Genomic DNA, 25,255 nt, shown 5'->3' with positions numbered 1-25,255 from the left:
CATGTCGCCGCCCGGCGCACGGAGGCCATCAGGGCTGCCCGGATGCCTGCTTCTTCCACAGCTCCCAGGGGCGGTTCATGACGCCCGCCATCATGTCGTCGGCCATGGCGGCTTCCTCGTCGGACAGGTAGGTGATCTCGCCGTTCAGGCCGATGGCCTTCTGCTGGAGCGCCGCATTCATCTCGGTGTAGATGGCGCGGTAGACCGCCACGGGGATGTCGCCGCCCACCGCGACGAAGCCATGTCCGCGCATCAGCGAGACCTTGCTCTGGCCCAGGGTCCGCGCCAGTTCGCGGCCATGGTCGCGATTCCTGACGAGCATGTCGGTGTGGCCGAAGCAGCAACGGATGTCGAACACCGGGGCGCCGGCGCCGAGAAACCCCGCCATGTGATAGATCGGGCGCAGGCGCACATTCGATCCGGCATAGGGGATCACCGACGGCGAATGGCTGTGGACGACGGCCTGCACGTCGGGCCGCGCGCGATAGATCTCGCCGTGGATGTAGCGCTCCAAATAGGGCTTGCGCGCGTCCGCGCCGGCCGGCTCGGAGGTCTCGTCGAATTCCATGATGTCCTGCGCGGTCACCAGTTCCGGCGCGAGCGAGCGCGACAGCAGGAAGTGCGCGGGATTGCCCGGGTGGCGGACGCTGACATGGCCGAAGCCGTCAAGGACGCCGAAACGCGCCAGGATGCGGTTGGCGGTGACCAGGTCGTCGATGACCTGTTGGTGTTGCGTGGGGGTGCTCACGTGATTTTTCCCTTGTCGTTCGTGGCGGCTATTGGGCGTCCAGCGAAATGCCGGATCTGCTGGCCAGCGCGCTGTACAGGCCGAGATCGCCGTCAAGCTGCCGCGCCATCGCGGCCGGGCCGGTCTCGACTGCCTCGTAATAGCGGTCGCGGAATTCCTGCTGCACCGCCGGGTCCTTCATCGTCGCGGCTACGGCCTCTTCGAATTTCGCTTTCACGCCCGCCGGCAGATCGCGCGGACCGAGGATGCCGAACCAGACGGAGATGTCGAGGTCGCTGAAGGGCGCGGTCTCGGCGATGGCGGGCACGTTCGGCAGGAACGAGACCCGCTGCCTGGATGCCACCGCGATCATCCGCAGCTTGCCGGCGTCGGCGTGGGGCGCCAGGTTGGGAATGGTGCTGAACAGCACCGGCACCTGGTTGCCCAGTCCGTCGTTGATGGCGGGCGCGCAGCCCTTGTACGGCACGTGGACGATGTCCAGCTTGGCCATCTGCTTGACCGACTCGCCCACGAAATGCTGGGGCGTGCCGTTGCCGCAGGACGAATAGCTCAGCTTGTCCTTGTTCTGCTGGATATAAGCGACCAGTTCCGGCACTGTCCTGGCGGGAATGGCGGGGTTCACGCCCAGCGCGACCGGCGCCGAAACCAGCAGCGAGATCGGCGCCAGGCCTTTCTTTACGTCCGGCGTGCCGCGCATCTGCAGCGCGGCGTTGATCGTCAGCGTGCTGTTGGTCAAGAGGAAGGTATAGCCGTCAGGCGCCGCGCGCGCCACCTGCTGCGCGCCGATGTTGCCCGAGGCGCCCGGCTTGTTATCGACAATGACGGTCTGGCCGCCCAGCCGCTGCGGCAGTTTCGCCGCCACCAGGCGGGCCACGACGTCAGCGCCGCCGCCCGCGGCGAAGGGCACGATCAATGTGATGGGCTTGGCGGGATAGGGGGCCTGGGCCCACGCGGGCGCACCTCCCAGCGCGAGCGCGATGGCGGCGCCCAGCCGCCAGCGCCTCGCCATGCGTGGCTTGGTCATGTTGATGTCTCCGTATGGTGTTTTTATGTGGAGCCATTATCTGGACCCGGCCATGCGAGTTCCAATGAAAAAATATTATTTTCCATACGATGCCGCGTATGGCTGTATGGGCCCGCAGGGCTATGGCCCCGCCATCGGTGGCGGTCAGGCGAGGCGCGGCCTCACCGTGATGGCGCGGCGAACGGCGTCCTCACGCGGCGGCCCGCAGGCGGAAGCGGTGCACCACCTGTGCGAGTTTCTCTATGCCCGGGCCGATATGCTCGGCGCGGATGGAGGTGAAGCCGACGCGCAGGAAGTTGCGCGGCGCGCCGGCGGCGTCCATGAAGAACACCTGGCCCGGCTCCACCACCACGCCTTCGGCCTGCGCCGCCTGCGCCAACGCGGTGGCGTCCAGCCATTGCGGGCCCCTGAGCCAGCACGATGACGAGCCGGTGATGGGCACGGCGGTGAAGTCGGGCAGCCAGCGCGCCAGCGCATCGGCGAGCTCGGCGCCGCGCTTCTGGTACGCCTGCGACTGGCGCCGCAGCAGCGAATGGTGGTGTCCCAGCGAGATGAACAGCGAGAACGCGCGCTGGATATAGGCCGATGGGTGGCGCAGCATCAGGCGGCGCAGCGCGCGCAGTTCGGCGGTGAGTTCGCGCGGCGCGACGATGTAGCCGATGCGCAGCCCCGGCGCGAACGACTTGGCCAGGCTGCCGACGTAGATGACGCGGCCGTCGCGGTCCAGGCTCTTGAGCGCCGGGATGGCGCCGTCGCCCCAGCGGCTTTCGCTTTCGAAGTCGTCTTCGATGATGAGGCTGTCGGCCCGGCGCGCCAGCGTCAGCAGTTCCTCGCGTCGCGTCGGCGACAGGGTCACGGTGGTGGGGCACTGGTGGCCCGGGGTGACGAACACGTAGTCACAACCCAACAGTTGGGTGCCGGTGCGCAGGCCCTCGTCGTCCACCGGCAGCGGCAGCAGGTGGCGGGTATGGCTGGCGAAGATGTTGCGCGCGTCCGGGTAGCCAGGGTCTTCCATGCCGACCACGGTGTCCTCGTTGACCAGCAGGTCGGCCAGCAGGTAGAGCGCGTGCTGGGCGCCGACGGTGATGACGATCTCCTCGGCATCGGCCCACACGCCGCGGCGCGGCAGCACCTGGGTGCGGATCTGTTCGATCAGCGCGGGATCGTCATGGGTGATGAGGTCGGGCGCCCAACTGCGGATGTCCAGCACCGACAGCGCCTTGATGCAGCATTCGCGCCAGTCGGCGGTGGGGAACAGGTCCTGGTCGAACTGGCCATAGACGAAAGGGTAGGGCTGCGTTTGCCAGTCGCGCGGCTTGACGATGTTGCGCTGGCGGCTGGGACGAAAGCGCAGCCGCTCGTCCCAGCGAACGTGGTCGACCGACGAGGCGGGCCCGCTGTCCATGCTGGGAGGCGCGGCGCGCCCTTCGAGCACGCCGTCGTGGACGAAATGACCGCTGCGTTCGCGCGATTCGAGGTAGCCTTCGCTGACCAGTTGCTGATAGGCGAACACCACGGTGTTGCGGGCAATGCGCAACTGGTCGGCCAGGTAGCGGCTGGATGGCACCGGCGCGCCGGGCGGCAGGTGCCCGCTGAGGATCGCCGACACCAGCATCTGCCGCACGCGGCCCTGCAGGCTGAGGTTGGGGGCGCTTTCCCGTTCGAACAGGCGTTCCCACAACACAGGCTTGAGCATCGAGGCCTGGCTGGACATGGCGGCTCCTTGTAGGGGGCGCGTCTGGCCCGGTCGGCACGCTGGAGCGGCCGACACCGGGGACGCGCTCCCAGGATAGAGTAGCCGTGCGAAAAAAAGGAATGCGGGATTGCCCTGTCGATGGGCAGGGTTTGGGCGTATCGGCGCAAAAATGGAACGGTGAGCGTCTTAGACCCGTCCCTTCCAAGGAATCGCGAACCTCTCCAGATACCGCACCAGCAGATCGAACGCGAAGGCGAACACGCCGATCACGATGATGCCCATGATGACCGTGTCGCTGGCCAGGAACTGCGCGGCGTTCAGCACCATGAAGCCCAGCCCGCGATCGGCCGCCACCATCTCGGCGGCCACCAGCGTGGTCCAGCCGACGCCGATGCCGATGCGCATGCCGGTGAAGATCTCGGGCATGGCGGCCTTCAGGATCACGTGCCAGACGATCTGCATGCGGCTGCCGCCCATGGCGTAGGCGGCGTGGATCTGCTCGATCGACACCGAGCGCACGCCGGCGCGCGCGGCGATCGCCATGGGCGCGAAGATGGCCAGGTAGATCAGCAGGATCTTGGGGAACTCGCCGATGCCGAACCAGATGATGATGAGGGGCAGGTAGGCCAGCGGCGGCAGCGGACGGTAGAACTCGATCGGCGGATCGAAGATGCCCCGGGCGTAGCGGTTCACGCCCATCAGGATGCCGACCGGAATGGCGGTGGCGCAGGCCAGGAAGAAGGCCGAGAACACCCGCGTCAGGCTGGCCAGGGCATGCTCGGCCAGGGTCGAGTTGGCCACGCCGTCGGTCATGGCGGACACGAACTTGCCGTACACCGCCTGCGGCGACGGCAGGAACAGCGGCTTGACCCAGCCGGCGTTGGTGGCCAGGAACCACAGCGCCAGCAGCGCGATGCTGGTCAGCAGGCTGATGTGGCCGCTGTAGCCGGCCCCGGGCGCGCCGTACACCTTGCCGGGCGCGGCGGGCCGGCGGCCGCCCAGCCCGCTAGGCATGGACGGCCTGCGCGTCGGCGGCGGCAAGTTCGTCGCCGTAGATGATGCCGAGGACTTGTTCGCGCATGGCGATGAAGTCGGGACTTGATTTGATGCCGCGGCCATCGCGCGTCTCCAGGTAGCGCCGGTTGAAGTCCGGCTGGAAGGTGTGGGTGATGCGTCCGGGGCGCGGCGACATGACGATCAGCCGCGAACCCAGGAACAGCGCCTCTTCCACGCTATGGGTGATGAAGAAGAACATCTTGCCGGTCTGGCGCCAGATATCCAGCAGCAGCTCCTGGATGGTCTCGCGCGTCAGCGCGTCCAGCGCCGCCATCGGCTCGTCCATCAGCAGCATGGCCGGATCGCAGGTCAGGGCGCGGGCGATGCCCACGCGCTGCTGCATGCCGCCCGACAACTGGTAGATCATGTGGCGGTGAAAGTCCTTCAGTCCCACCAGCTCCAGGTTGCGGCGCGCGCGGGCGCGCCGCGTCTCCTTGTCCACACCCTGCAGCTTGAGGCCGAATTCGGTGTTTTCCAGCACGTTCAGCCAGGGCAGCAGCGCGTGCTTCTGGAACACCACGCCGCGGTCGGCGCCGGGGCCGGTAATGGGTCGTCCGCCCAGCGTGATCTCGCCGTCGGTGGGCGACAGGAAACCGGCCAGGAGGCTCAGCAGGGTGGTCTTGCCGCAGCCGGAGGCGCCCAGCGCGACGACGAATTCGCCGGGTTCGATAGTCAGGTTGACGTCCTGCAGCGCGATCACCGGTCCGCTGTCGTGCAGGCCGGGGTAGGTGACGCTGACGTGGTCCGCGCGCAGGGCCTGCGCGGCGGGCGTGGCGGGTGGAGTCATGCGGGGTCCCCTTGCATGGTGCGACGCCCGCGGCCAGGCGGGCGCCGGGACCGGGCGCGGCTTGCGGCGCGCCCGGCGTCTCGCCGCGGCTATTTGGCGGCCGCTTTGGCGTACTGGTCGGTGACGTGGGCGCTGTAGTCGTCCAGCGACTTGTCGATCTGCTTCTGGTCCTTGAGGAATTTGGCGCTGGCGGCGAAGGCGCGCGCGGCGCCCGATTCCTTGCCGCCGCCCAGCCATTCGGGCGAGGCCTGTTCCTGGGCGGTGGGGAAGGTCAGCAGCGTGAGCGCGGTGGCGACGTCGTCAGGCTTGCCGCCGATCAGCTTGACGATGCTCTTGACCTGCACCGAATCGGCGGTCCAGGCGACCGGGTTGGCGCGATAGGCAGCGTACGACTTGGCCAGCACGGTGGTGAAGGCGGCCATGAACTTGGGGTTCTTGGCGGCCCAGGCGCGATCGACCACCAGGCCGTCGAAGGTCGGCACGCTGGCGCGGCCGATGGCTTCGGAGTCGGCGATGACCTTGCCCGTCTTCTCGATCTCGGTCAGCGCGGGCGGCCAGACGTAGGCGGCGTCGATGTCGCCGCGCTGCCAGGCGGCCACGATCTGCGGCGGCTGCATGTTCAGGATGCGCACGTCGCGCGGGTTGATCTTCCAGACCTGTTCCAGCCCCACCAGCAGGTGAAAGTGCGAGGTCGATACGAACGGCGTGGCGACGCGCTTGCCCTTCAGGTCGGCGGTGCCGTTGATGCCCGAGCCGTTGCGCGCCACCAGCGCTTCCGACTTGCCGATGTTGTCCAGGATCCAGAACAGTTGCAGGTCGACGCCGCGGGTGGCGGCCGAGGTGATGCCGGTGGAGCCGAGCACGCCGACCGGCACGTTGCCCGAGGCCAGGGCGGTGGAAATGTCGCCGCCCGAGGTGAACTGGCGCCAGTCGACCTGGTAGCCGGCGTCTTTCAGGGCGGCATCGAAGCTGCCGTCGGCGATGGCGGTCAGGAAGGGGCCGACGATGAGCTGGTAGCCCACGGTCAGGCGGGTCTGGGCGTGGACGGGCGCGGCCAGCAGGGTGGCGGCCAGGCCGGCCAGGATGCCGCGGCGGATGAGGCGGTATAACGCGTTCATGGGTGATCTCCGATAGAGAATGGGCCGCGCCCCGACGCGACCGGCTTGTGCCGGTGCGGCCTGTGGTGCCAGTTTGCCCGGATGGGGCCACAGCGCTAGGGCCAGATGCCGTATTCGATAGGAGCCAAGGGGGTTGCCCCACCTTGGGGCGGCGGCCCCGGGCGTCCTACATCTTTTGGGGGAGAGGGGGCGGAACAAGGGGGCGAGCCGGGCGGACCCTTGCCGTCAGGTCTCGCCGTGACCGGCGATCCCGCTCGTCGCGCTAGAGCCTGAAATGCCGCCGCAGGGTCTGTTCCAGCAGGTCGGTGGCCGGGGCGGTTTGCGCCGAGGCCGCGCGCAGCAGAACGATCTCATGCGCGGCAATGGCCGGCAGCGTGTCCAGCACCCGCATGGTGCTTGTCACCCGCGAGCGATCGATCAGGCTGACGGCCAGGCCCGACTCGACGCAGGCTTCGACCGCCTGGCTCGACGGACTGCTCAGGATCGTCCGCCAGGCCAGACCCGCGCGATCCAGGCTGGTGGTCATTGCCTCCCGGTAGGGGCAGTGCGCCGCGTGCAGGGCCAAGGGCAGGGGATCGGGCAATGGCGTCCCCAGCCTGGCGCTTCCCACCCACACCGGCGTGGTCGAGGCCAGTGACTGCGGGTCCGGCCGCCGGGCCATCGCCTGCGCCGCCAGCGCCAGATGCAGGCGACCGCGCCCGACCTGGTCGCGCAGCGCCAGGCTGGGCGCCGTCGTCACTTCCAGCACGACGCCCGGCCAGTCCGCGGCGAACAGCGGCAGGATGTCGCGGATGACGTGGGCCGCGTACTCGTCGGGCAGGCCCAGCTTGATACGGCCGGCAAGCGCCGTCCCCTGGATACCGCCCAGCACCCGGTCGTGCACGCGCAGCAGCTCGGCCGTGCTGCCCAGCACGCGCTGGCCCAGGGGCGTCAAGGTCACCGACTGGTTGTCGCGCTCCAGCAGCCGGCCGCCAACCACGGCCTCCAGCCGCTGGATGTGGACACTGACCGCCGCCGGGCTGCGGTGGACATGTTCGGCGGCGGCGCGGAACTGCCCCAGCCGGGCCACGGCATGGAATGTGCGCAACAGGTCGATATCCAGGGAGGCGCTCATGGTTTTGATTTCATGAATCAGATGGCAAATATATTTTGATTTATTTGATTATGGCCTGGCTTTAAGGTCAAGGGCATGAGGACGCCCACCACGAGCAAGCCAGCCATGCCCCGCCGGGACACCCGTAACGCCACATTCGCCCCGGGAACGGCGCCGCGCGCCGCCCTGGCGGCCGTGCCCCTGCTGGTCCTGGAGGCCGCCTTGATCGTGACGTGGAGTTCGGGGTTTGTCGGCATGCGCTTTTCGATCGATCACGCCTCGGCTTTCCTGGTGGTGTTCTGGCGCTGCGTGGTGGTGGCGCTCGCGCTGCTGCCCTGGGTGGCGGGCGAGCTGCGACGCACGCCGCCGGCGCTGCTGCTGCGCCACGCCGGCATCGGCCTGCTGGCGATGGCGGGCTATCTGGCGGGCGTTGCCAAGGGCATCGAGTACGGGGTGCCCGCGGGATTGGCCGCACTGATCGCCGACCTTTTGCCGATCGGTACGGCGCTGCTGGGCGCCGGGCTGCCTGGCCAGCGCCTGCGCCGGCAAGCCTGGCTGGGATTGTTGCTGGGATTGCTGGGCGTGGTCCTGGTCACGCGCGATGCGCTGGCCTGGGGCGGGACGCCGCCATGGACCTACGGCCTGCCGCTGCTGGGCATGCTGTCGCTGGCGCTGGCCACCCTGTGGCAGAAGCAGGCCGATTCCCCTGCGTCCATGGGGTTGCTGTCCAATCTGTGGGTGCAATGCGCGATTTCGGCGGTGGCTTTCGCCGCGTTGGCGGGCAGGGAAGGCAGCCTGCTGCCGGTTGCCAGCGCGGGGTTCGCGCTGAGCGTGCTGTGGACAGCGGCGCTGTCGACGCTGGGCGGCTACGGCCTGTATTGGATCTGCCTGCGGCGCTCGTCTCCCACCCGTGTCGCCAGCGTGCTGTACCTGAGCCCGGCGGTTACGCTGGTGTGGGCCTGGGCCATGTTCGGCGAGCCGCTGTCCTGGCTGATGCTGGTGGGCACGGCCGTGTCTGCGTGCGGCATCTGGATGGTCGTGCGGAACGAACCGCGCTAGCGCTCGCTTCGTGCGCCGACAAAAAAAGCCGGTCCCGAGGGGCCGGCCATTCCCGGGCGACGCCAGGCGCGCTTCAGCGGATCAGGCTGAGGAACTCGGCGCGGGTCGACGGGTTGTCGTGGAACTCGCCCAGCATCACCGAGGTGACCATCGACGAATTCTGCTTTTCGACGCCGCGCATCATCATGCACATGTGCTGGGCCTCGATGACCACCGCCACCCCGGCGGCGCCGGTGACGGACTGCACCGCCTCGGCCACCTGGCGGCTGAGGTTTTCCTGGATCTGCAGGCGGCGGGCGTACATCTCGACGATGCGCGCCACCTTCGACAGGCCCAGCACCTTGCCGTTGGGCAGATAGGCCACATGCGCCTTGCCGATGAAGGGCAGCATGTGGTGTTCACAGAGCGAATACAGCTCGATGTTCTTGACCAGCACGATCTCGCGCGTGTCGGAGGTGAACAGGGCGCCGTTGACGATTTCTTCCAGATTCTGGTTGTAGCCGCGGCACAGGTGGCGCATGGCCTTGGCCGCGCGCGCCGGCGTGTCCGCCAGGCCTTCGCGGGATGGGTCTTCCCCCAGTGCTTCGAGAATGGCGGTGTAGTGACTTTCCAATGACATGGGAACTCCTGGGGGCTGCGCGCCGGCGATGGCGATGAACACGCAAGTCTACTCCAGCGCGGGCCGGCTTCGCAGCCGGAAACCTGACGGCCAGAGGGGTTATACGCCGCGGTTTTCCACCGCGTATTTGATCAGTTCGGCCTGGCCGTCGATGCCCAGCTTGCGCTTGATGTTCAGGCGGTGGGTTTCGACGGTGCGCACCGACAGCCCCAGCGCCTGGGCGATCTGCTTGTTGGCGTGGCCACTGGCGATGTGGCGCAGCACGTCGCGCTCGCGCTGGGTCAGCAGGGTGGCGGGGGCGCTGGCCTGCGACAGGCGCAGCGACACGGCGGCGCTGAAGTAGGTGCGGCCGGTCATGACCGCGTCGATGGCCGCCAGGATCTCCTGGGCCGGCTCGTCCTTGAGCAGGTAGCCGCGGGCGCCGGCGCGCACCGCCTGCACCATGTATTCGGCGTTGTCGTGCATCGACAGCACCAGCACCGCGATCTGCGGATAGCGTTCATGCAACTGCGCGGTCAGCTCCAGGCCGCCCACGCCCGGCATGTTCAGGTCCATCAGCACCAGTTGCGGCAGGGTGCCGCCCAGCGGGTCCTCCGCCAGGCAGGCCTGCAGGAAGGCCAGGGCGGCGGCGGCGTTGCCGGCTTCGCCCACCACCTGCAGGTGCGGCACGGTCTCGAGGCGCAGGCGCAGGCCGTCGCGCACCAGCGGGTGGTCGTCGATCAGGAGCAGTCGGATGGGGGAGCCAGGGTCGGTCATGCGGGTCGGGAAGCGTCGGAGGCGTCGGAGAAGGGCGGCGGCAAGGGCAGCCAGGCCTGCAGGGTGGTGCCCTGGTCGGAGGTATGGAAACTGAGGCTGCCGGACAGCGCGGTCATGCGTTCGCGCATGTTGCGCAGGCCGATGCCGCGGCGCGGATCCTGCTGCACCTCGGCGTAGTCGAAGCCGCGGCCGTCGTCATGGATGGTCAGGCGCAGGTCGCGTTCGGTGTAGGCCAGCGTCAGGTCGGCGCGGCGGGCGCCGGCGTGGCGCACGACGTTGGTCAGGGCCTCCTGGGTGACGCGGAACAGGGCGGTGGCGTAGGCGTCGGGCAGCTTCACCGGCCGGCCCTGGGTCGACAGGCGCACGGTCAGCGGCGCGGCGCCGTGCTGGCTGGCGCCGGCGAATTCGCGGCCCAGGTGTTCCAGCGCGGCCGGCAGGCCCAGGTCGTCCAGCAGGGTGGGGCGCAGGTTGTGCGAGATGCGGCGCACTTCGCCCACGGCGGTATTGAGGCGGTCGAGCGCGCCGCCCAGCGGCGTGTCGATGTGCGCCAGCGCGCGCGGCTCGGCGCCGAGGGCCTGGCGCAATCGTTCGCGCGCGGCCTCCAGCGCCAGCTTGATCGACACCAGCACCTGGCTGATGCCGTCGTGCAGCTCGCGCGACAGGCGGGCGCGTTCGTCTTCCTGCGAGCGCACCAGTTGCTGCGCCATCAACCGCAGCTTGGCGTCGGACTGGCGGTGGTCGCTGATATTGAGCGCCAGGCCGCAGGCCGCCACGCCCAGGATCGAGACCGCGGCGATGCCGGCAACCCAGGCGAACATGTTGCGGATGTTGGACTGGGCGGCGGCGTCGATGTGCGCCAGGGTCTGCTCGACGTCGTCCAGGTAGATGCCGGTGCCCAGCATCCAGCCCCAGCGTTCGAGCACCACCACGTAGCCGAGCTTTTCCACCATCTGGTGGGTCGAGGGCTTTTCCCACTGGTAGTGCACCGCCTCGCCCTGGCTGCCGCCGCGGCGGGCCGCCGTCAGCAGGTTCTGGATCACTGGCTGGCCGCGGGTGTCGCGCAGGTTCCAGAGATCCTGGCCGACCAGTTCGGGCTGGCGCGGGTGCATCAGGTTCCGCCCTTGCAGGTCGTAGACGAAGAAATAGCCGTCGTGGCCGAATTCCATCTGTGCCAGCAGCGCCAGCGCGCGCTCGCGGGCGGCGTCGCCGTCGCTGGCGTCCTGCAGCGGGGCAATCGCGCTGTAGGCCAGGCTGACGTAATGGCGCAGCTCGCTTTCCTTGCTGCCGAGCCAGGCGCTTTCCACCACTTCCTTTTCGCGCTGGGCCAGTTGCAGGCCCTGCACGTAGACGGCCACGGCGATGGCCGCCAGCGCCACCAGCAGGGGGACGGCGGCCAGCAGCAGGATTTTCAGGCGCAGCTTCATCAGGGGATTTGTATCAGCGCCGAATGCGCGTGTTGCGGTGCATCAAGGGAAAAAGGCCCACGCCGGACAGGAGTCCGCGCCGCCGATTTTACGATCCCCGCGGGGAATATGCTGCGGCGCATTCCGTAGTACCACGTAGGGGGCTTGCGTAGTTCCGCGCTTGTTGCGCCCCGGGCAAACCGAAATACTAACGCCCGCGTCGACCGGACGCCGTGCGGACGTTCGCGCCCGCCACCCTACAACAATGAGTCTGCCTACCCGCGGGACGAAAAAAGCGTTTCACGCCAAAAGCATGGCGGGAGGCAAGAGGAGCACTTATGCAAACCAGCAGTAAGGGACTGGGTCAGCACCTGGTCTGGCTGGCGGTTGCGGTCCTGGGCGCGTTCGCGCTGGGCACCGTGGCGCTGGCCAGAGGGGAGACCATCAACGCGCTATGGGTGGTGATTGCCGCCGTCTGCGTGTACTTGATCGCATACCGCTATTACAGCCGCTTCATCGCCAACAAGGTGTTCCGCCTTGATCCCACGCGCATGACGCCGGCCTGGAAGTACAACGACGGCCTGGACTACGTCCCGACCAACAAGCACGTGCTGTTCGGCCACCACTTCGCCGCCATCGCCGGCGCCGGCCCGCTGGTCGGCCCCGTGCTGGCCGCGCAGATGGGCTACCTGCCCGGCATGCTGTGGATCCTGGCCGGCGTGGTGTTCGCCGGCGCCGTGCAGGACTTCACCATCCTGTTCATCTCGACCCGCCGCGACGGCCGCTCGCTGGGCGACCTGGTCAAGTCCGAGCTGGGCAAGATCCCGGGCGTGATCGCGCTGTTCGGCGCCTTCATGATCATGGTCATCATCCTGGCGGTGCTGGCGCTGATCGTGGTCAAGGCGCTGACGCACTCGCCGTGGGGCACCTTCACGGTGGCCGCCACCATTCCCATCGCGCTGTTCATGGGCGTCTACCTGCGCTACATCCGCCCGGGCAAGATCGGCGAAGTGTCTATCATCGGCTTCGTCGGCCTGATGGCGGCGATCACCTTCGGCCAGGACGTGGCCGCGCATCCGGTCATCGGCCCGATGTTCGACTTCGACGGCAAGGGCCTGACCTGGATCCTGATCGTCTACGGCTTCATCGCCTCGGTGCTGCCCGTGTGGCTGCTGCTGGCCCCGCGCGACTACCTGTCGACCTTCCTGAAGATCGGCACCATCGTCGGCCTGGCCATCGGCATCGTGGTGGTCGCGCCCGAGCTGAAAATGCCGGCGCTGACGCAGTTCGTGGACGGCTCCGGCCCGGTGTGGTCGGGCAACCTGTTCCCGTTCCTGTTCATCACCATCGCCTGCGGCGCGGTGTCGGGCTTCCACGCCCTGATCTCGTCGGGCACCACGCCCAAGCTGATCGAGAACGAAACCCAGGCCCGCTACATCGGTTACGGCGGCATGCTGATGGAGTCGTTCGTCGCCATCATGGCGCTGGTGGCCGCTTGCGTGATCGAGCCGGGCATCTACTACGCCATGAACAGCCCGGCCGCCGTCATCGGCACCACGCCCGACCAGGTCGCCCAGGTGGTGTCCAGTTGGGGCTTCGTGATCACCCCGGCCGACCTGGTGCAGACCGCCAAGGACGTCGGCGAAAGCACCATCATCTCGCGCGCCGGCGGCGCGCCGACGCTGGCCGTGGGCATGGCGCACATCCTGCACCAGGCCATCGGCGGCCCCAGCATGATGGCGTTCTGGTACCACTTCGCCATCCTGTTCGAAGCGCTGTTCATCCTGACGGCCGTGGACGCCGGCACCCGCGCGGGCCGCTTCATGCTGCAGGACCTGCTGGGCACCTTCGCGCCGTCGCTCAAGCGCACCGAGTCGCTGCCCGCCAACCTGATCGCCACCGGCCTGTGCGTGGCGGCGTGGGGCTACTTCCTGTACCAGGGCGTGGTCGATCCGCTGGGCGGCATCAACACGCTGTGGCCGCTGTTCGGCATCGCCAACCAGATGCTGGCCGCGATCGCGCTGACGCTGGGCACCGTGGTGCTGTTCAAGATGAAGCGCGACCGCTACGCCTGGGTCACCGTGCTGCCCACGCTGTGGCTGCTGGCGTGCACGCTGACCGCCGGCTGGCAGAAGCTGTTCCATGCCGACCCCAAGGTCAGCTTCCTGTCGCACGCGGCCAAGTACAACGCCGCCATCGCCGAAGGCAAGGTGCTGGCCCCGGCCAAGTCGCTGGCGGAAATGTCGCGCGTGGTGCTGAACGACTACATCAACGCCGGCCTGTGCGCGATCTTCATGTTCGTGGTGGTCAGCATCGTGGTGTTCGGCATCCGTTCGGTGATGCGCGCCCGCGCCGAGAACCGGCCGACCGCGCGCGAGACGCCCTACGAAGCCCTGCCGGCCGTGGCCGCCGGCGCGGACTGACGCAAGGAGGCGCCGCCATGCTGTTTTCCAACATGACCTCGGCGGCCGGCGCCGCCGGCCGCTACCTCGGGCAGACCCTGCGGTTGATGGTCGGCGTGCCCGACTACGAGAACTACGTCGAGCACATGCGGCGCACCCATCCCGACCAGGAGCCCATGAGCTACGAGGACTTCTTCCGCGAGCGGCAGGACGCCCGCTACGGCGGCAAGAAACGCATCGGCTGCTGCTGACGGGCCACGGCTCGTCGATCGCGATGGCAAAAGGCGCCGGCTTTGTCCGGCGCCAATGGCGTTCAACGGGCGTGCTTGCGGGCCCCGGCCACGCAGATGACGGCGGCCAGCGTCACCAGCAGCATGGTCCAGTTGACCTGCTCATGCAGCAGCAGCGCCGCCAGGCCCAGGCCCATGAAGGGCTGGAACAACTGCAACTGGCCTACCCCGGCGATGCCGCCCAGGGCCAGGCCGCGATACCAGAACACGAAGCCGATCAGCATGCTGAACAGCGACACGTAGGCCAGGCCGATCCAGCCGGCCGCGGTGACCTGCGCGAACGACGAAGGCAGGGTCAGCAGCGCAAGCGGCAGCATTGCCGGCAAGGACAGCACCAGCGCCCAACTGATGACCTGCCAGCCGCCCAGCGTGCGCGACAGCCTGGCGCCCTCGGCGTAGCCCATGCCGCAGACCACGATGGCGGCCAGCATCAGCAGGTCGCCCTTGAGCGACACGTCCAATCCGCCCGTCAGCGCGTACCCCACCACGAAGGCCGAGCCCGCCACCGAGAACAGCCAGAATGCCGGCCGCGGCCGTTCGCCGCCGCGCAGCACCGCGAACACGGCGGTGGACAGCGGCAGCAGGCCGACGAACACGATCGAATGCGCCGAGGTGACGTGCTGCAGCGCCAGCGCCGTCAGCAGCGGAAAGCCCAGCACCACGCCGATTGCCGTCAGCATCAGGGCGGGCAGGTCGGCGCGCCGCGGTCGCGGCTGGCGCAGCAGCCACAGCAGGGCCCAGCCCAGCGCGGCGGCGATGGTGGCGCGGGCGCAGGTGAGGAAGATGGGGTCCAGCTCCGCCACCGCCACCCGCGTCGCGGGCAGCGATCCGGCGAAGATCGCCACGCCGATGAAACCGTTGATCCAACCGCTGGTTGCCTTGTCCATGCACTGCTCCGCGCAAAGCGTCCAGTGAAGCATCCGGACGCCGCGTTTCCCAGAGACAGTCCAGTACAATTTAAAATAACTGTTATGCAAAACAGTCCAGTACGGATGGAGGCGAAATGACATCAGGCGGCACCCGGATCGAGGCGGTCATGGCGCAGGTGCGATCGCGCATCGCATCGCGCGCGTACTCACCGGGTGCGCGCCTGCCGTCCGTGCGCGCGCAGGCCGGCGCCATGGGCCTGTCGGTGTCGACGGTAGTGGAGGCGTATGAACGCCTGGCCGCCGAAGGCAGCATCACGTCGCGACCAGGTTCGGGCTTCTACGTCGCCGGCCCGGTGGCGCCGCTGGCGCTGACCGAGATCGGCCCCAAGCTGGACCGCGAGATCGATCCGCTGTGGGTCTCGCGCCAGTCGCTGGAGGCCGCGCCCGACGCGCTGCGGCCCGGCTGCGGCTGGCTGCCGGGCGACTGGATGTACGAGTCCGGCATCCGCCGCGCGCTGCGCGCGCTGGCCAAGTCCGATTCCCTGGAATTGACCGATTACGCCACGCCCCTCGGCCACCCCGCGCTGCGCCAGGTCCTGTCGCGGCGCCTGGCCGCCGCCGGCATCGAGACCGCGCCCGAGCAGCTCATGCTGACCGAGTCCGGGACCCAGGCCATCGACCTGATCTGCCGCTTCCTGCTGGAACCGGGCGATACGGTGCTGGTCGATGATCCCTGCTATTTCAATTTCCACGCCTTGCTCAAGGCCCACCGCGCCTGCGTGGTCAGCGTGCCGTACACGCCACACGGGCCCGATGTGGCGCGTTTCGAGGCGGCGCTGCGCGAGCACGCGCCGCGCCTGTACATCACCAATTCGGGCATCCACAACCCCACCGGCGCGACGCTGTCGCCGCTGGTGGCGCACCGGCTGCTCAAGGCCGCCGACGGCGCGGGGCTGGTGATTGTGGAAGACGACATCTTCGCCGACTTCGAACACGCGCCGGCGCCGCGGTTGGCGGCCTTCGACGGCCTGTCACGCGTGATCCAGATCGGCAGCTTTTCCAAGACCATCTCGGCCTCGCTGCGCTGCGGCTTCATCGCGGCGCGCGGCGACTGGATCGACAGCCTGGCCGACCTGAAGATCGCCACCACGTTCGGCGGCGGGCGGCTGGCGGCCGACGTGGTGTTCCGGACCTTGACCGACAGCGGCTACCGCAGGCACATGGAGTGGGTGCGGCAGCGGCTGGCCGAGGAGCGCGACAGCGTCACGGCGCGGCTGCGGGCGCTCGGCATCGTGCCGTGGCTGCAGCCGAAGGCGGGCATGTTCCTGTGGTGCCGCCTGCCGGCCGGCATTGACGCGGCGACGGTGGCGCGATCCTGCCTGCGCGACGGCGTGGTGCTGGCGCCCGGCAACGCCTTCAGCGTGTCGCTGAGCGCGGGCGACTGCCTGCGCTTCAACGTGGCCCAGTCCACCGATCCGCGCGTATTCGACACGCTGGCGCGGGCGTTGGGCGCGGCGCGATCGGCGTGAGCGGTCCCGCGGATGGGGCCGCGCGCTAGGAGTTGTTGGCCGGCGCGTCGCGGCGGGTCCGCTTCTCGGCGGCCAGCACCAGCGGAATGGCGCAGGCCGCGCACAGCGCCATCACCAGGAAGCCTGCCGGCGCGTAACCGCGATACAGCGCGCCGCCCAGTTGAATGCTGCCAAACATGAACACCCCGCCCGACAGCAGCGCATACAGCGCGATGGCCGACGTCTTGCAGGCCGCGGGCACGCGGCGCGCGATGTACCACATGATGGCGGCATTGTTGCCGGCCAGGGTGAAGCATTGCAGCACTTGCAGCGCCGCGATCCAGCCCGGGTCGGTGGTGGCCGACAGGCCGGCCCAGCGCAGGGCGGTCATGGCGGCCGAAACCAGGATCAGCCATTGGGCGCCGAGCCGCGCCAGCACCTTGGGCGCCAGGAAGAAGAACAGCACTTCGCTGGCCACGCCCACCGCCCACAGCGTCGAGATCAGCGCCGTCGACAGGCCGCGGTCGGTCCAGTAGAGCGTGGAATACGAATACAGGAAGCCGTTGCTGGCCTGTACCAGCGACGCGGCGGCGATGCACAGCAGCAGCGGCCGGTCGCGCAGGATCTCGCGCATCGGCAGCCGCGCGCGCTCGGCCGGCGCCTCCTCGGCGCTCGGGCGCGCGGCCCGCGGCAACAGGCGCACGCACGCCAGGCAGGCGACGATCAGCAGGATCGACAGCCACATTACCCAATCGGCGTCGAAGGTCTTGATGAGGTAGCCGCCGGCCACCGTCACCACGGCGAAGCCGAGCGAGCCGCAGGCGCGGATGATGGTGTAGGAATTGCCCTGGCCGCGGCTGCTGGCGATGGCCATGCGGTCGAGCAGCGGCAGCACCGCCGGGAACACGGCGTTCAGCAGCAGCGTGACGGCGAACAGCCAGGCCGGCGCCGCGCTGAACGGGTAGCAGATGAACAGCAGCAGCGAAGCGGTCAGCGCGGCGAAGATCAGGCCATGCGCGCTGCCGCGCTGGTCGGCCACGTGCGCCACCACCGGCGTCGACAGGATCTTGGGCAGGAACGAGGTCGCCACGATCAGGCCGATCAGCGCCGGGTCGAGGCCGCGGCTGGCGAACCACAGGGGAAGAAACGGGATGCTGACGCCCTGCAAGCCGTAGTACAGGAAGTAGAACCCATGCAGGGCGATAGCGCCTTGCCGGGCGTCGGGGTTGCCGCGCATAGCGATGTGACAGAAGTGTGGCTGGGAGGAAGCGCCGTAGCATACTCCTTCCGCCCGGCCGGCTCCGCGCCGCCGCGCCGGCCTTGCCATCGCAACGGCCGTGTCGGCCTTACCAGGGCAGCGGCGCGGCTTCGCCGTTGGCGTGCTCGCCGTAATAGATCGACGGCAGCAAGCGCGACAGGTAGGTGAACTCGGTATAGCAATGGCGCAGCAGGTTCAATCCCAGCACGTCGGGCACGTCCTCTTGCGGCCGTGGGCTCGACAGGCCCAGGTAAAAGCGGCTGCGCAGCACGCAGCCGAACGGCGTGTCGCGCGCCAGGTGGATCATCTGGCCATCCCTCGGATCGCCATCGGCGTCGAGTTGGATGTGGTCGCCGAAGCCGATGCGGGCGTAGATGGCCGCCGACACGTCCTGGTTGCCGTGCGCGGCGCGCAGGCGCGCGGCGTCGAAGGCCTCCTGCGGTGCGTGGAATTTCAGCCTGGCGGCCACCGGCGGCAGGTCGGCCAGCGACTCCACCGCGTGGATCGAGGCGCCGATATAGCTTTCGCCGCGCCGCCAGGCGCTGTCCCAGCCGCGGTGCTCGACATGGTCGTGCGGATGCCACCACTTGATGTGCTGGGTGGTCTGGAAGAACTTGAACCACCAGTCGAGCATGCGGCCCTTGCAGCCATGCAGGTCGGTGCGCGTGGCCACCACCAGGCCGCCGCCGGGCAGCCGGGCAATGCCGGTCTCCAGCCTCAGCGGCGCGGGATCGAGCAGGCTGTCCATGTCGGCGGCGATGTGCGCCGCATCGGGGTGCGGGGTGGTCATGCGAGGTCTCCGGGATAAGGGAAAGCCATAAGGGAAAGCCGATTCTACATTAAAGAAACGTTATTCGTTTCCAAAATAAATGGACCGTGTAAGATCGCCCACTCGACATCAGGAGAACCAATCGCCCATGGCGTCCCTTGCCTCATCCGCCGCGCCGCGCCCGCGCGGCCGTCCCGCCCGACCCGACGCCGAACTGCGCGCCGCGATCCTCGACGCCGCCACCTGGCTGCTGCTGAACGAAGGTTATGGCGGCGCGACGCTGGAAGCGGTGGCCCGTCGCGCCGGCATGGCCAAGAAAACCGTGTACCGCTTCGCCGCCAATCGCGAGGACCTGGTGGCGCAGGTGGTGCGCGGCTGGACCGACAGCTTCGAGCCGGCGCTGGCGCAGGAGGTCGCCAGCGCCGCCGAGGTGCTGCCGGCGCTGGCGCGGGTGCTGCAGACGATCGCCGACCGCGCCCTGTCGGCCGACGCCGTCGGCATGTTCCGTTTGTTGACGGCCGATTTTCCGGCGCGCAACGCGCTGCTGGCGGTGTATCAGGAAAACGGCATCGAGCGCGGCACCGCGATGCTGGCGGGGTGGTTCGAGAAACTGGCCGCGCGCGGTTTGATCCGCATCAAGCAACCACGTCAGACCGCCGGCCTGCTGTTGGCCATGACCATCGCCGAACCGCTGCGGCAGATGGCGCTGGGCCTGGCCGAGCCGCTGCCGCGGGGCTCCATCGCGGATCGCATCCAGGCTTGCGTGGCGCTGTTCTCCGGGCAGGGGCGGGTGTTCGAGGTCCTGCCGGACTAGTGATGGCGTCATGCCCGCGCGGGCATATCGATTCAGCTTGGCGCCAGCCGCGCGCGGCCATTGGCAAAGCGCGCATACGGAATTACCCTGGGACGTCGCGGCGCGACCGATCGCGCCGCGCGCGTGTTTTCCGAATCATTTCCAGGAGCTGCGATTCCATGGCCAAGAAACTGAATGCGAAGACCACCAAGGCGGCGAAGACGCTGCGCAAGCGTCCGCTGGCAACCCCCACCGATCTGGCCGCCGCCGCCACCCGCGATATCTCCGCGGTGTTGAACCAGGTGCTGGCCGACGTGTTCGCGCTGTACCTGAAGACCAAGAACTTCCACTGGCATGTCAGCGGGCCGCATTTTCGCGATTACCACCTGCTGCTGGACGAGCAGGGCGACCAGTTGTTCGCCATGACCGATCCCATCGCCGAGCGCATCCGCAAGATCGGCGGCACCACGCTGCGTTCCATCGGCCATATCGCGCGCACCCAGCGCATCGCCGACAACGATGCCGACTACGTCCAGCCGCTGGACATGCTGGCCGAGCTGCGCGAAGACAACAAGACCCTGGCGGCCACGCTGCGCGAGGCCCACAACGTGACCGACGAGCATCGCGACATCGCCAGCTCCAGCCTCATCGAGAACTGGATCGACGAGACCGAGCGGCGCACCTGGTTCCTGTTCGAGGCCAGCCGGCAGGGCGACAGCACCGGTCATTGAACGGCGTAGGCGGCCGTTTCCCGGCCCCTGTATCGGGGGGCGGGAGAGGGCGGGGCGAAGGGCGGTCCGCCGGTTGCCGGTGCGTCAGCCCTCGCGCCCAAACCCGCCGCGGGCCCATTCCGAGGCCCGTTGCACGCTCAGCTTGTAGGTGGGCGCCACGTGGATTTCGGCCAGTTGTTCGCCCGATTCGTCGTAGGCGCTGAGCACGGCATAGGGCTCGTCCTCGTCGGGCACGATATCCAGCTTGACGGTGACGCGGCCGGCGGCCGCATCGATCTTCACGCTCTTGTGCAGCGTCGCGTGCAATTGCTGTTCGTGGCGCCGCAGGACTTCGTTGGCGGTCTTGACCAGGGTATGGAAGGCGGGGGTGTCGAGGGGCTTGGGGTTCTTCTTGTCGCGGCCCATGGTCCACGGACCCACCAGGGCCGGTTCGGCCTGCCCGTCCAGGGTCATCTCGACGGCCCAGCCGTCGTCGTCTTCGTTCTTGATGATGCGGGCGGTCCAGCCATCGTCGCGCCACAGCGTGGCGCCCTGTTCCTTGCGGTCTTCGAAGTCGCCGTCGTCCGGCATGTGGGTGTCGTTCACTACTGTGCTTTTCCTGGGGGCATGGGTTCGCGGCCTCGCGGGCGGGGTTGCCGCGCCAGGCCGAAGAGATCATGGATGCGCAGGGCGGATATCCGGATGGCCGGATTCCGCCTGCCCCCCGCACTGTAGCGCAATGCGCGCGGGCGTTCCCGGCGCGGCGGGCGCCGCCATCGCGACGCCCGCGGTCTCGCGGCGTTGCCCTAGAAGCGCACGGCCAGCTTGAGCAGGCCCGACTGCTGGCGGTTGCCGCCGCCGAACTGCGCGTCGTAGGCGACGCCGGCGGTGGTGTTGCGGGCGAGCGCGATTTCGGCGCCCAGGCCGACCACCGCGGCATTCCTGGCGATCGGCACGCCGCGCACCGAGAACGTGCCGCCGCCGTCGAAGGCCAATTGCTGGCTGGGCGTGACGTCGCCCATGGCGTGGCGCCAGCCCAGCGAGGCGGTCAGGCGGCCCGGCGCGCCGCTGGACTCGAACTGCCAGGCGCCGCGCACGCCCAGCGTGCTGCTGGTCACGTCGTCGGTGCGGCCCTTGCCGCGCAGGGCGGCCGATCCGCCCGATTCCTCGAAATCACGCGTGCGAAGCTGGTTCCAGGCCAGGCCGGCATAGGGTTCGATGCTGTAGGCATCGCTCAGCGGCAGGTGGTAGCCGAGTTCGCTGAAAAGCTGCGTCGACGAGGCGCGGTAGGACGACTCCAGGCGCTGGTTCAGGCTGCCGGCCGCGACGTCGCGCTTGGTGTTGATGTCGTGCCAGGTGTAGGCGGCGCCGGCCATGAAGCGCAGGTGGCCGGGACCGGCCTGGAAATTGCGGCCGCCGAAGATCGTGGCGGTGTAGCTGTCGACGTCGGTGCGCGAGGCGGAGTCGGCCAGCGAGCTGTGGCTGCCGACGTAGCCGACCGCACCGCCCAGGCGCCAGCCGCCGCCGACCGCGCCATCGCCGCCGACGAACAGGCCGCCGGACGATTGGCTGACGCTCGAGGCGTTGCCGTCGCCGGCGAAGGTGCTCCAGTTGCCGAACGCCTGCGCCCAGACCGGCGAGGCGCCGCTTTGCGGCAGCGCGTCGGCCGACGGCGCGCCCAGTTGAGCGGTCGGCTGCCCGGCGCGCGCCGGCGCGTCGAGGTTGCCGCGCAGGTGATCCAGCGGCAGCGCGCGCACGCTGTCGGCCTGGCTCTGCAGCACGGTGGCGGTGCTGGCGTAGGCCTCGCCGGACAACTGCTTCAGGGCCGAACGCGCTTCATTGGGCGTCATCGTCAGCACGGCCGTGGTCACCTGGCGGGCGCCGGTGCCGGCGGCCGCAGTGCTGCCGCTGCCGACCACGGACGAGCCGTTGCCGGTGGCCGTCGTGCCATTGCCGCTGGAGGCCGACGCGTTGCCGCCGGAGGTCGAACCGTTGCCGCTCGCGGGCGGATCTTCCTGGTCCAGCGCGCCGCCGACGCTGGCTTCGTTGCCGGTGCCGCCGATGCTGCCGATCGGCACGTCGTTGCGCGTGAGCGTCATGAAGGCATTCTTGGCGTCGTAGCTGAGCGTGGGCGTCAGGAAGGCGTAGGCGCTGGAGGCGCCGGTGAAGCGGCCCTGAATGCCGCCGTCGGCGGTGAGAATGTTGTAGGTGGTGCGCGGCGCATAGTTGCCGGCCGGGCCGACGTGCGCCACGGTGCCATCCAGCGTGGCGACGCCGGTGACGTGGATGCGGTCGCTGGCGCTGCTGGCCGGATCGGCGTGCACGCGATAGACGGTATCGGCGCCGAAGGCGAGGTTGCCGTTGACCGTCAACGTGCCGATGGGCGAGCCGTCGTTGCCCGGGGAGATCACGGCGGTGGGGTAGAGCGTGGTGGTGCCGACCTGGCCGACGCCCGCCAGCACGACCTCGCGGCCGATGTCCAGGGGGCCGTTCAGCTTGCCGTCGATCTCCAGGGCGCCGTCGGCGATCAGGATGGGGCCGCTCAGGCCGCTGCTGTCGGCCGTCAGGATCAGGGAGCCCGGGCCGGTCTTGACGAAGCCCTGGGTGCCTTGCAGCGGGTTGTGGATGGTGTCGACGAACTGGCCCGAGGCATAGGTGCCGTCGCCGACCACCAGGGCCGGCGGGTTGCCGCCGCTGCCCACCAGGGTGATGGGCGAGCCCTGCACGGTGTAGCGGTCGGTCGCGAACTGGATGCCCGACACGCGCACCGGGCCGGCGCCGCCATCGACCGTGACCGTGCCCGCCGCGCCGGTGAAGATGGCGTAGCCGCCGTCGGGCAGGGCGCCCGTGGCGTTGGTGGGGCTGTTCCAGTTGCCGCTGGCGGCGCTCCAGGTGCCATTGCCGCCGCCGGCGCGGGTGGCGGATGCCGCGCCGTTGCCGTTCCACAGATTGGTGGTGCTGGGGCCCAGGATCAGGTTGATCTGTTTGTCGCCGGTCAGCGACTGGATGGTCGCCGCGGGCTGCGAGTCGCCGGTCACGCTGCCCAGCGTCAGGCCGTTGCCGCTCAGGGTGCCGCCGTATGACAGGATGCGGTAGTAGCCGGCGTTGGTGCCCAGCGTGTTGACCGACACGTTCAACGTGGTGTTGTTCAGGGTGGCGTTGCCGGCGACCGTGATGTTGTCGCCGGTGCCGGGCTGCGTGATCGGCAGGCCCGCGTAGCCGGTCTCGAAGTCGAATACGGCGTTGTTCATCGACAGGTCGCCCCTGACGACGAGGTTGCCGTTGGATACGCCGGTGGGCGTGCCCACCGGGTAGCCGGGGGCGACGCGCGCGCCGTTCACGTCGAGGTTGCCGTTGATCGCGCCGAAGCCCGAGACGGTGCCGTTGGCGGCCGCGTTGACGTTGCCGGTGAGGGTGACGCCGGCGCCGCCGCCGTTGCCGCCGATCACCAGGGTGCCGCCGTTGACGTCAACGCCGCCGGGGAAGGCGGCCGAGCCGTCGAACACCTGCGTGCTGCCGGACGCCACCGTCAGGTCGGCCGCCATGGCGGCGCCGCAGCAGGTGGTGCTCAATGCGACCGTGGCCGTCAGCCACTTGTTCGTGCCGTATATCAAGACTGGAATCCTTTTTGTCTCGGCCCGAGGTCCCGATGCCATACGCAATTGCCCACGGAAATCGTGTTTCCGATGGCTGAAATACTTTGTATGGAATGGACGGGCCGGTGGAAAAAGGACGCAATTTATACCTGCTTTTTTGCAGATTAAAAAACTGCCTGAAAGATACCATCCAAGGCCGCAATTTTCGGCCGTTTGGATACCAACCAATTGTTTTTATTGGTGTTTTGGATACCGGCCGTATTATCAATATGGCGGGAATCGATACATTCTATATTATCTGTCAGGCACGATAGATGCTGACTTTCTGTTTTAAGAATCGGCGCGGTTTTTATTATTTATCTTGCTTATCGAAGCGCCGCGAAAATGGTCAGGACGCGCGCTTTTACGGCCATCGCGAGAGCGCCTTCCCGGCTGCACGGCGCGGGACGGCAGCGACGGCCGCGCGTGGCGCGGCCGCCGGCGCGGCAAGCCCCGCCGGCGGCCGCCAACAACAGCCCTGTCCGCCAGCCGCCCGCGGATTCACCCGCTGCCTACGGATTCACCAGCACCGGCTTGTCGCGATACGCCGCCGGGAAGGTCTTGGCCAGGTTCTCCACCTTGGGCACGTCGTTCACCATGATGTACATGCTGTACGGGTGCCGCACCAGGTAGTCCTGGTGGTAGCCCTCGGCGGGGTAGAAGGCCTTGAGCGGTTCCACCGTGGTGGCCAGCGCCTTGGGGTAGACGCCGGATTTGTTCAGCTGGGCGATGTAGGCCTCGGCCACCTTGCGCTGGTCGTCGTTGGCCGGGAACACCGTCGAGCGGTACTGGGTGCCGCTGTCCGGGCCCTGGCGGTTGAGCTGGGTCGGGTCGTGCGCCACCGAGAAATAGATCTGCAGCAGTTGGCCGTAGCTGACCTGCTTCGGGTCGTAGGTGATTTCCACCGATTCGGCGTGGCCGCTGCGCCCGCCGCTGACGGTGTCGTAGTCGGCGGTGGCTGCCTGGCCGCCGGCGTAGCCGGAGACCGCCGAGGTGACGCCCTTGACGTGCTGGAACACCGCCTGCACGCCCCAGAAGCAGCCGCCGGCGATCACGGCTTTTTCCTGGGCCGCGCCGGCCGCCGACGCGTCGAGCGCGGGCGGCGGAATGATGAAGGCAGTCTCGGCGGCGCCGGCCGTGCCGAGGGCGAACAGGGCGCCGGCGGCGGCCAGCGCGGTCTGGCGGGCGCGGGAGAAGGGACGAAGGAACATGATGCGCAATCCTCGAAAAATGACGCCGGCCGCGATCAGGCCTGCGGGGTGAAGTTCATGGCCACGCCGTTCATGCAGTAGCGCAGTCCGGTCGGGCGCGGGCCGTCGTCGAAGACGTGGCCCAGGTGGCCGCCGCAATTGCCGCAATTGACGGCGGTGCGGGTCATGCCGAAGCTGCGGTCTTCCAGCGTGTCGACGGCGTGTTCCAGCGGCTGCCAGAAGCTGGGCCAGCCGGTGCCGCTGTCGAACTTGGTGGCCGACGAAAACAGCTTCTGGGCGCAGCCGGCGCAGGCGAAGGTGCCGGCGCGATGCTCGTCGTTGAGCGGGCTGGTGTAGGGCCGTTCGGTGCCCTCGCGGCGCAGCACGTCGTACTGCGCCTGGGTCAGCCTGGCGCGCCATTCGGCGTCGGTCAGGGTATAGGGGTAGGCGCGGGGCTGCGCGGCGCGCGCGG

The 25,255-nt window shown here is 68.7% G+C and carries 23 protein-coding genes; 6 read left to right on the top strand and 17 right to left on the bottom strand.

Going from position 1 to position 25,255, the window contains the following annotated elements; genetic code table 11:
- Positions 1–28: 28 nt before the first annotated feature.
- From HV783_RS17620 to HV783_RS17590, 7 genes are all read right to left on the bottom strand, one after another.
- Positions 29–748 (bottom strand): class II aldolase/adducin family protein, encoded by a 720-nt coding sequence (locus tag HV783_RS17620; protein WP_175143798.1) that lies wholly within the window; start codon positions 746–748, stop codon positions 29–31.
- Between the two features lie 28 nt (positions 749–776).
- Positions 777–1,772: a tripartite tricarboxylate transporter substrate binding protein gene (locus HV783_RS17615; RefSeq protein ID WP_175189578.1), complete on the bottom strand. Its 996-nt coding sequence runs from the start codon at positions 1,770–1,772 to the stop codon at positions 777–779.
- Positions 1,773–1,962: 190 nt separating this feature from the next.
- Positions 1,963–3,486: a MocR-like pyridoxine biosynthesis transcription factor PdxR gene (pdxR, locus tag HV783_RS17610; protein ID WP_064526052.1), complete on the bottom strand. Its 1,524-nt coding sequence runs from the start codon at positions 3,484–3,486 to the stop codon at positions 1,963–1,965.
- A gap of 168 nt (positions 3,487–3,654) precedes the next feature.
- Complete coding sequence (locus tag HV783_RS17605; RefSeq protein ID WP_063583226.1) at positions 3,655–4,482, bottom strand: ABC transporter permease subunit; 828 nt, start codon at positions 4,480–4,482, stop codon at positions 3,655–3,657.
- Positions 4,475–5,311 carry a taurine ABC transporter ATP-binding protein gene (locus tag HV783_RS17600; RefSeq protein WP_049074125.1) on the bottom strand — a complete coding sequence of 279 codons (837 nt, stop codon included), beginning with the start codon at positions 5,309–5,311 and terminating at the stop codon, positions 4,475–4,477. The genes HV783_RS17605 and HV783_RS17600 overlap by 8 nt, the downstream gene beginning before the upstream one ends.
- Positions 5,312–5,400: 89 nt before the next feature.
- Positions 5,401–6,429, bottom strand: coding sequence for a taurine ABC transporter substrate-binding protein (tauA, locus tag HV783_RS17595; RefSeq protein ID WP_175189577.1), 1,029 nt, complete (start codon positions 6,427–6,429; stop codon positions 5,401–5,403).
- 262 nt (positions 6,430–6,691) lie between these two features.
- A complete protein-coding gene (locus HV783_RS17590; RefSeq protein ID WP_175189576.1) occupies positions 6,692–7,543 on the bottom strand; it encodes a LysR family transcriptional regulator in 852 nt (283 codons plus the stop codon).
- A gap of 105 nt (positions 7,544–7,648) precedes the next feature.
- On the opposite strand from HV783_RS17590, the gene HV783_RS17585 reads away from it, so the two are divergent.
- Positions 7,649–8,581: a DMT family transporter gene (locus HV783_RS17585; RefSeq protein WP_240806509.1), complete on the top strand. Its 933-nt coding sequence runs from the start codon at positions 7,649–7,651 to the stop codon at positions 8,579–8,581.
- 73 nt (positions 8,582–8,654) lie between these two features.
- On the opposite strand, the gene folE is transcribed toward HV783_RS17585, so the two are convergent.
- The 3 genes from folE to HV783_RS17570 all read right to left on the bottom strand — a co-directional run bounded on the left by folE (position 8,655) and on the right by HV783_RS17570 (position 11,380).
- Entirely contained in the window at positions 8,655–9,200 is a 546-nt protein-coding gene (gene folE, locus HV783_RS17580) for a GTP cyclohydrolase I FolE (protein ID WP_026383761.1), read from the bottom strand.
- A 99-nt stretch (positions 9,201–9,299) separates the two neighbouring features.
- Positions 9,300–9,956, bottom strand: coding sequence for a response regulator (locus HV783_RS17575; RefSeq protein ID WP_006387204.1), 657 nt, complete (start codon positions 9,954–9,956; stop codon positions 9,300–9,302).
- Positions 9,953–11,380: a cache domain-containing protein gene (locus HV783_RS17570; protein ID WP_054504286.1), complete on the bottom strand. Its 1,428-nt coding sequence runs from the start codon at positions 11,378–11,380 to the stop codon at positions 9,953–9,955. The genes HV783_RS17575 and HV783_RS17570 overlap by 4 nt, the downstream gene beginning before the upstream one ends.
- Before the next feature lie 317 nt (positions 11,381–11,697).
- Here HV783_RS17570 and HV783_RS17565 point away from each other — a divergent pair, with 317 nt between their 5' ends.
- Entirely contained in the window at positions 11,698–13,782 is a 2,085-nt protein-coding gene (locus HV783_RS17565; RefSeq protein ID WP_054504285.1) for a carbon starvation CstA family protein, read from the top strand.
- A gap of 17 nt (positions 13,783–13,799) precedes the next feature.
- Positions 13,800–14,012 carry a YbdD/YjiX family protein gene (locus HV783_RS17560; RefSeq protein ID WP_100504858.1) on the top strand — a complete coding sequence of 71 codons (213 nt, stop codon included), beginning with the start codon at positions 13,800–13,802 and terminating at the stop codon, positions 14,010–14,012.
- Between the two features lie 62 nt (positions 14,013–14,074).
- Here the strand turns inward: HV783_RS17560 and HV783_RS17555 are convergent, their stop codons facing one another.
- Entirely contained in the window at positions 14,075–14,938 is an 864-nt protein-coding gene (locus HV783_RS17555; protein WP_049074106.1) for a DMT family transporter, read from the bottom strand.
- A gap of 116 nt (positions 14,939–15,054) precedes the next feature.
- On the opposite strand from HV783_RS17555, the gene HV783_RS17550 reads away from it, so the two are divergent.
- Complete coding sequence (locus HV783_RS17550) at positions 15,055–16,449, top strand: aminotransferase-like domain-containing protein (RefSeq protein WP_175143807.1); 1,395 nt, start codon at positions 15,055–15,057, stop codon at positions 16,447–16,449.
- Between the two features lie 25 nt (positions 16,450–16,474).
- Here the strand turns inward: HV783_RS17550 and HV783_RS17545 are convergent, their stop codons facing one another.
- Positions 16,475–17,665 (bottom strand): MFS transporter, encoded by a 1,191-nt coding sequence (locus HV783_RS17545; protein ID WP_175189575.1) that lies wholly within the window; start codon positions 17,663–17,665, stop codon positions 16,475–16,477.
- 109 nt (positions 17,666–17,774) lie between these two features.
- Complete coding sequence (locus tag HV783_RS17540) at positions 17,775–18,476, bottom strand: DAPG hydrolase family protein (RefSeq protein WP_054504281.1); 702 nt, start codon at positions 18,474–18,476, stop codon at positions 17,775–17,777.
- 127 nt (positions 18,477–18,603) lie between these two features.
- On the opposite strand from HV783_RS17540, the gene HV783_RS17535 reads away from it, so the two are divergent.
- Together HV783_RS17535 and HV783_RS17530 are read left to right on the top strand one after the other, a co-directional pair.
- Positions 18,604–19,269 (top strand): TetR/AcrR family transcriptional regulator, encoded by a 666-nt coding sequence (locus HV783_RS17535; RefSeq protein ID WP_175189574.1) that lies wholly within the window; start codon positions 18,604–18,606, stop codon positions 19,267–19,269.
- A 158-nt stretch (positions 19,270–19,427) separates the two neighbouring features.
- On the top strand, positions 19,428–19,979 hold the full coding sequence (locus HV783_RS17530) for a Dps family protein (RefSeq protein ID WP_049074093.1): 552 nt from the start codon (positions 19,428–19,430) through the stop codon (positions 19,977–19,979).
- Positions 19,980–20,063: 84 nt separating this feature from the next.
- On the opposite strand, the gene HV783_RS17525 is transcribed toward HV783_RS17530, so the two are convergent.
- The 4 genes from HV783_RS17525 to msrB all read right to left on the bottom strand — a co-directional run.
- Positions 20,064–20,564 (bottom strand): hypothetical protein, encoded by a 501-nt coding sequence (locus HV783_RS17525; RefSeq protein WP_175189573.1) that lies wholly within the window; start codon positions 20,562–20,564, stop codon positions 20,064–20,066.
- A 200-nt stretch (positions 20,565–20,764) separates the two neighbouring features.
- Positions 20,765–23,572, bottom strand: coding sequence for an autotransporter outer membrane beta-barrel domain-containing protein (locus HV783_RS17520; protein WP_175189572.1), 2,808 nt, complete (start codon positions 23,570–23,572; stop codon positions 20,765–20,767).
- 533 nt (positions 23,573–24,105) lie between these two features.
- On the bottom strand, positions 24,106–24,804 hold the full coding sequence (gene msrA, locus HV783_RS17515) for a peptide-methionine (S)-S-oxide reductase MsrA (protein ID WP_116792643.1): 699 nt from the start codon (positions 24,802–24,804) through the stop codon (positions 24,106–24,108).
- Positions 24,805–24,839: 35 nt separating this feature from the next.
- The coding region (msrB, locus tag HV783_RS17510; RefSeq protein ID WP_254603929.1) for a peptide-methionine (R)-S-oxide reductase MsrB at positions 24,840–25,255 on the bottom strand (416 nt) is incomplete at its 5' end.

Source organism: Achromobacter dolens (genome assembly GCF_902859745.1).
GTDB lineage: Bacteria > Pseudomonadota > Gammaproteobacteria > Burkholderiales > Burkholderiaceae_B > Achromobacter > Achromobacter dolens.
The sequence above is the reverse complement of the archived record's forward strand: the minus strand, read 5'-3'. Positions and strand labels throughout refer to the sequence as shown.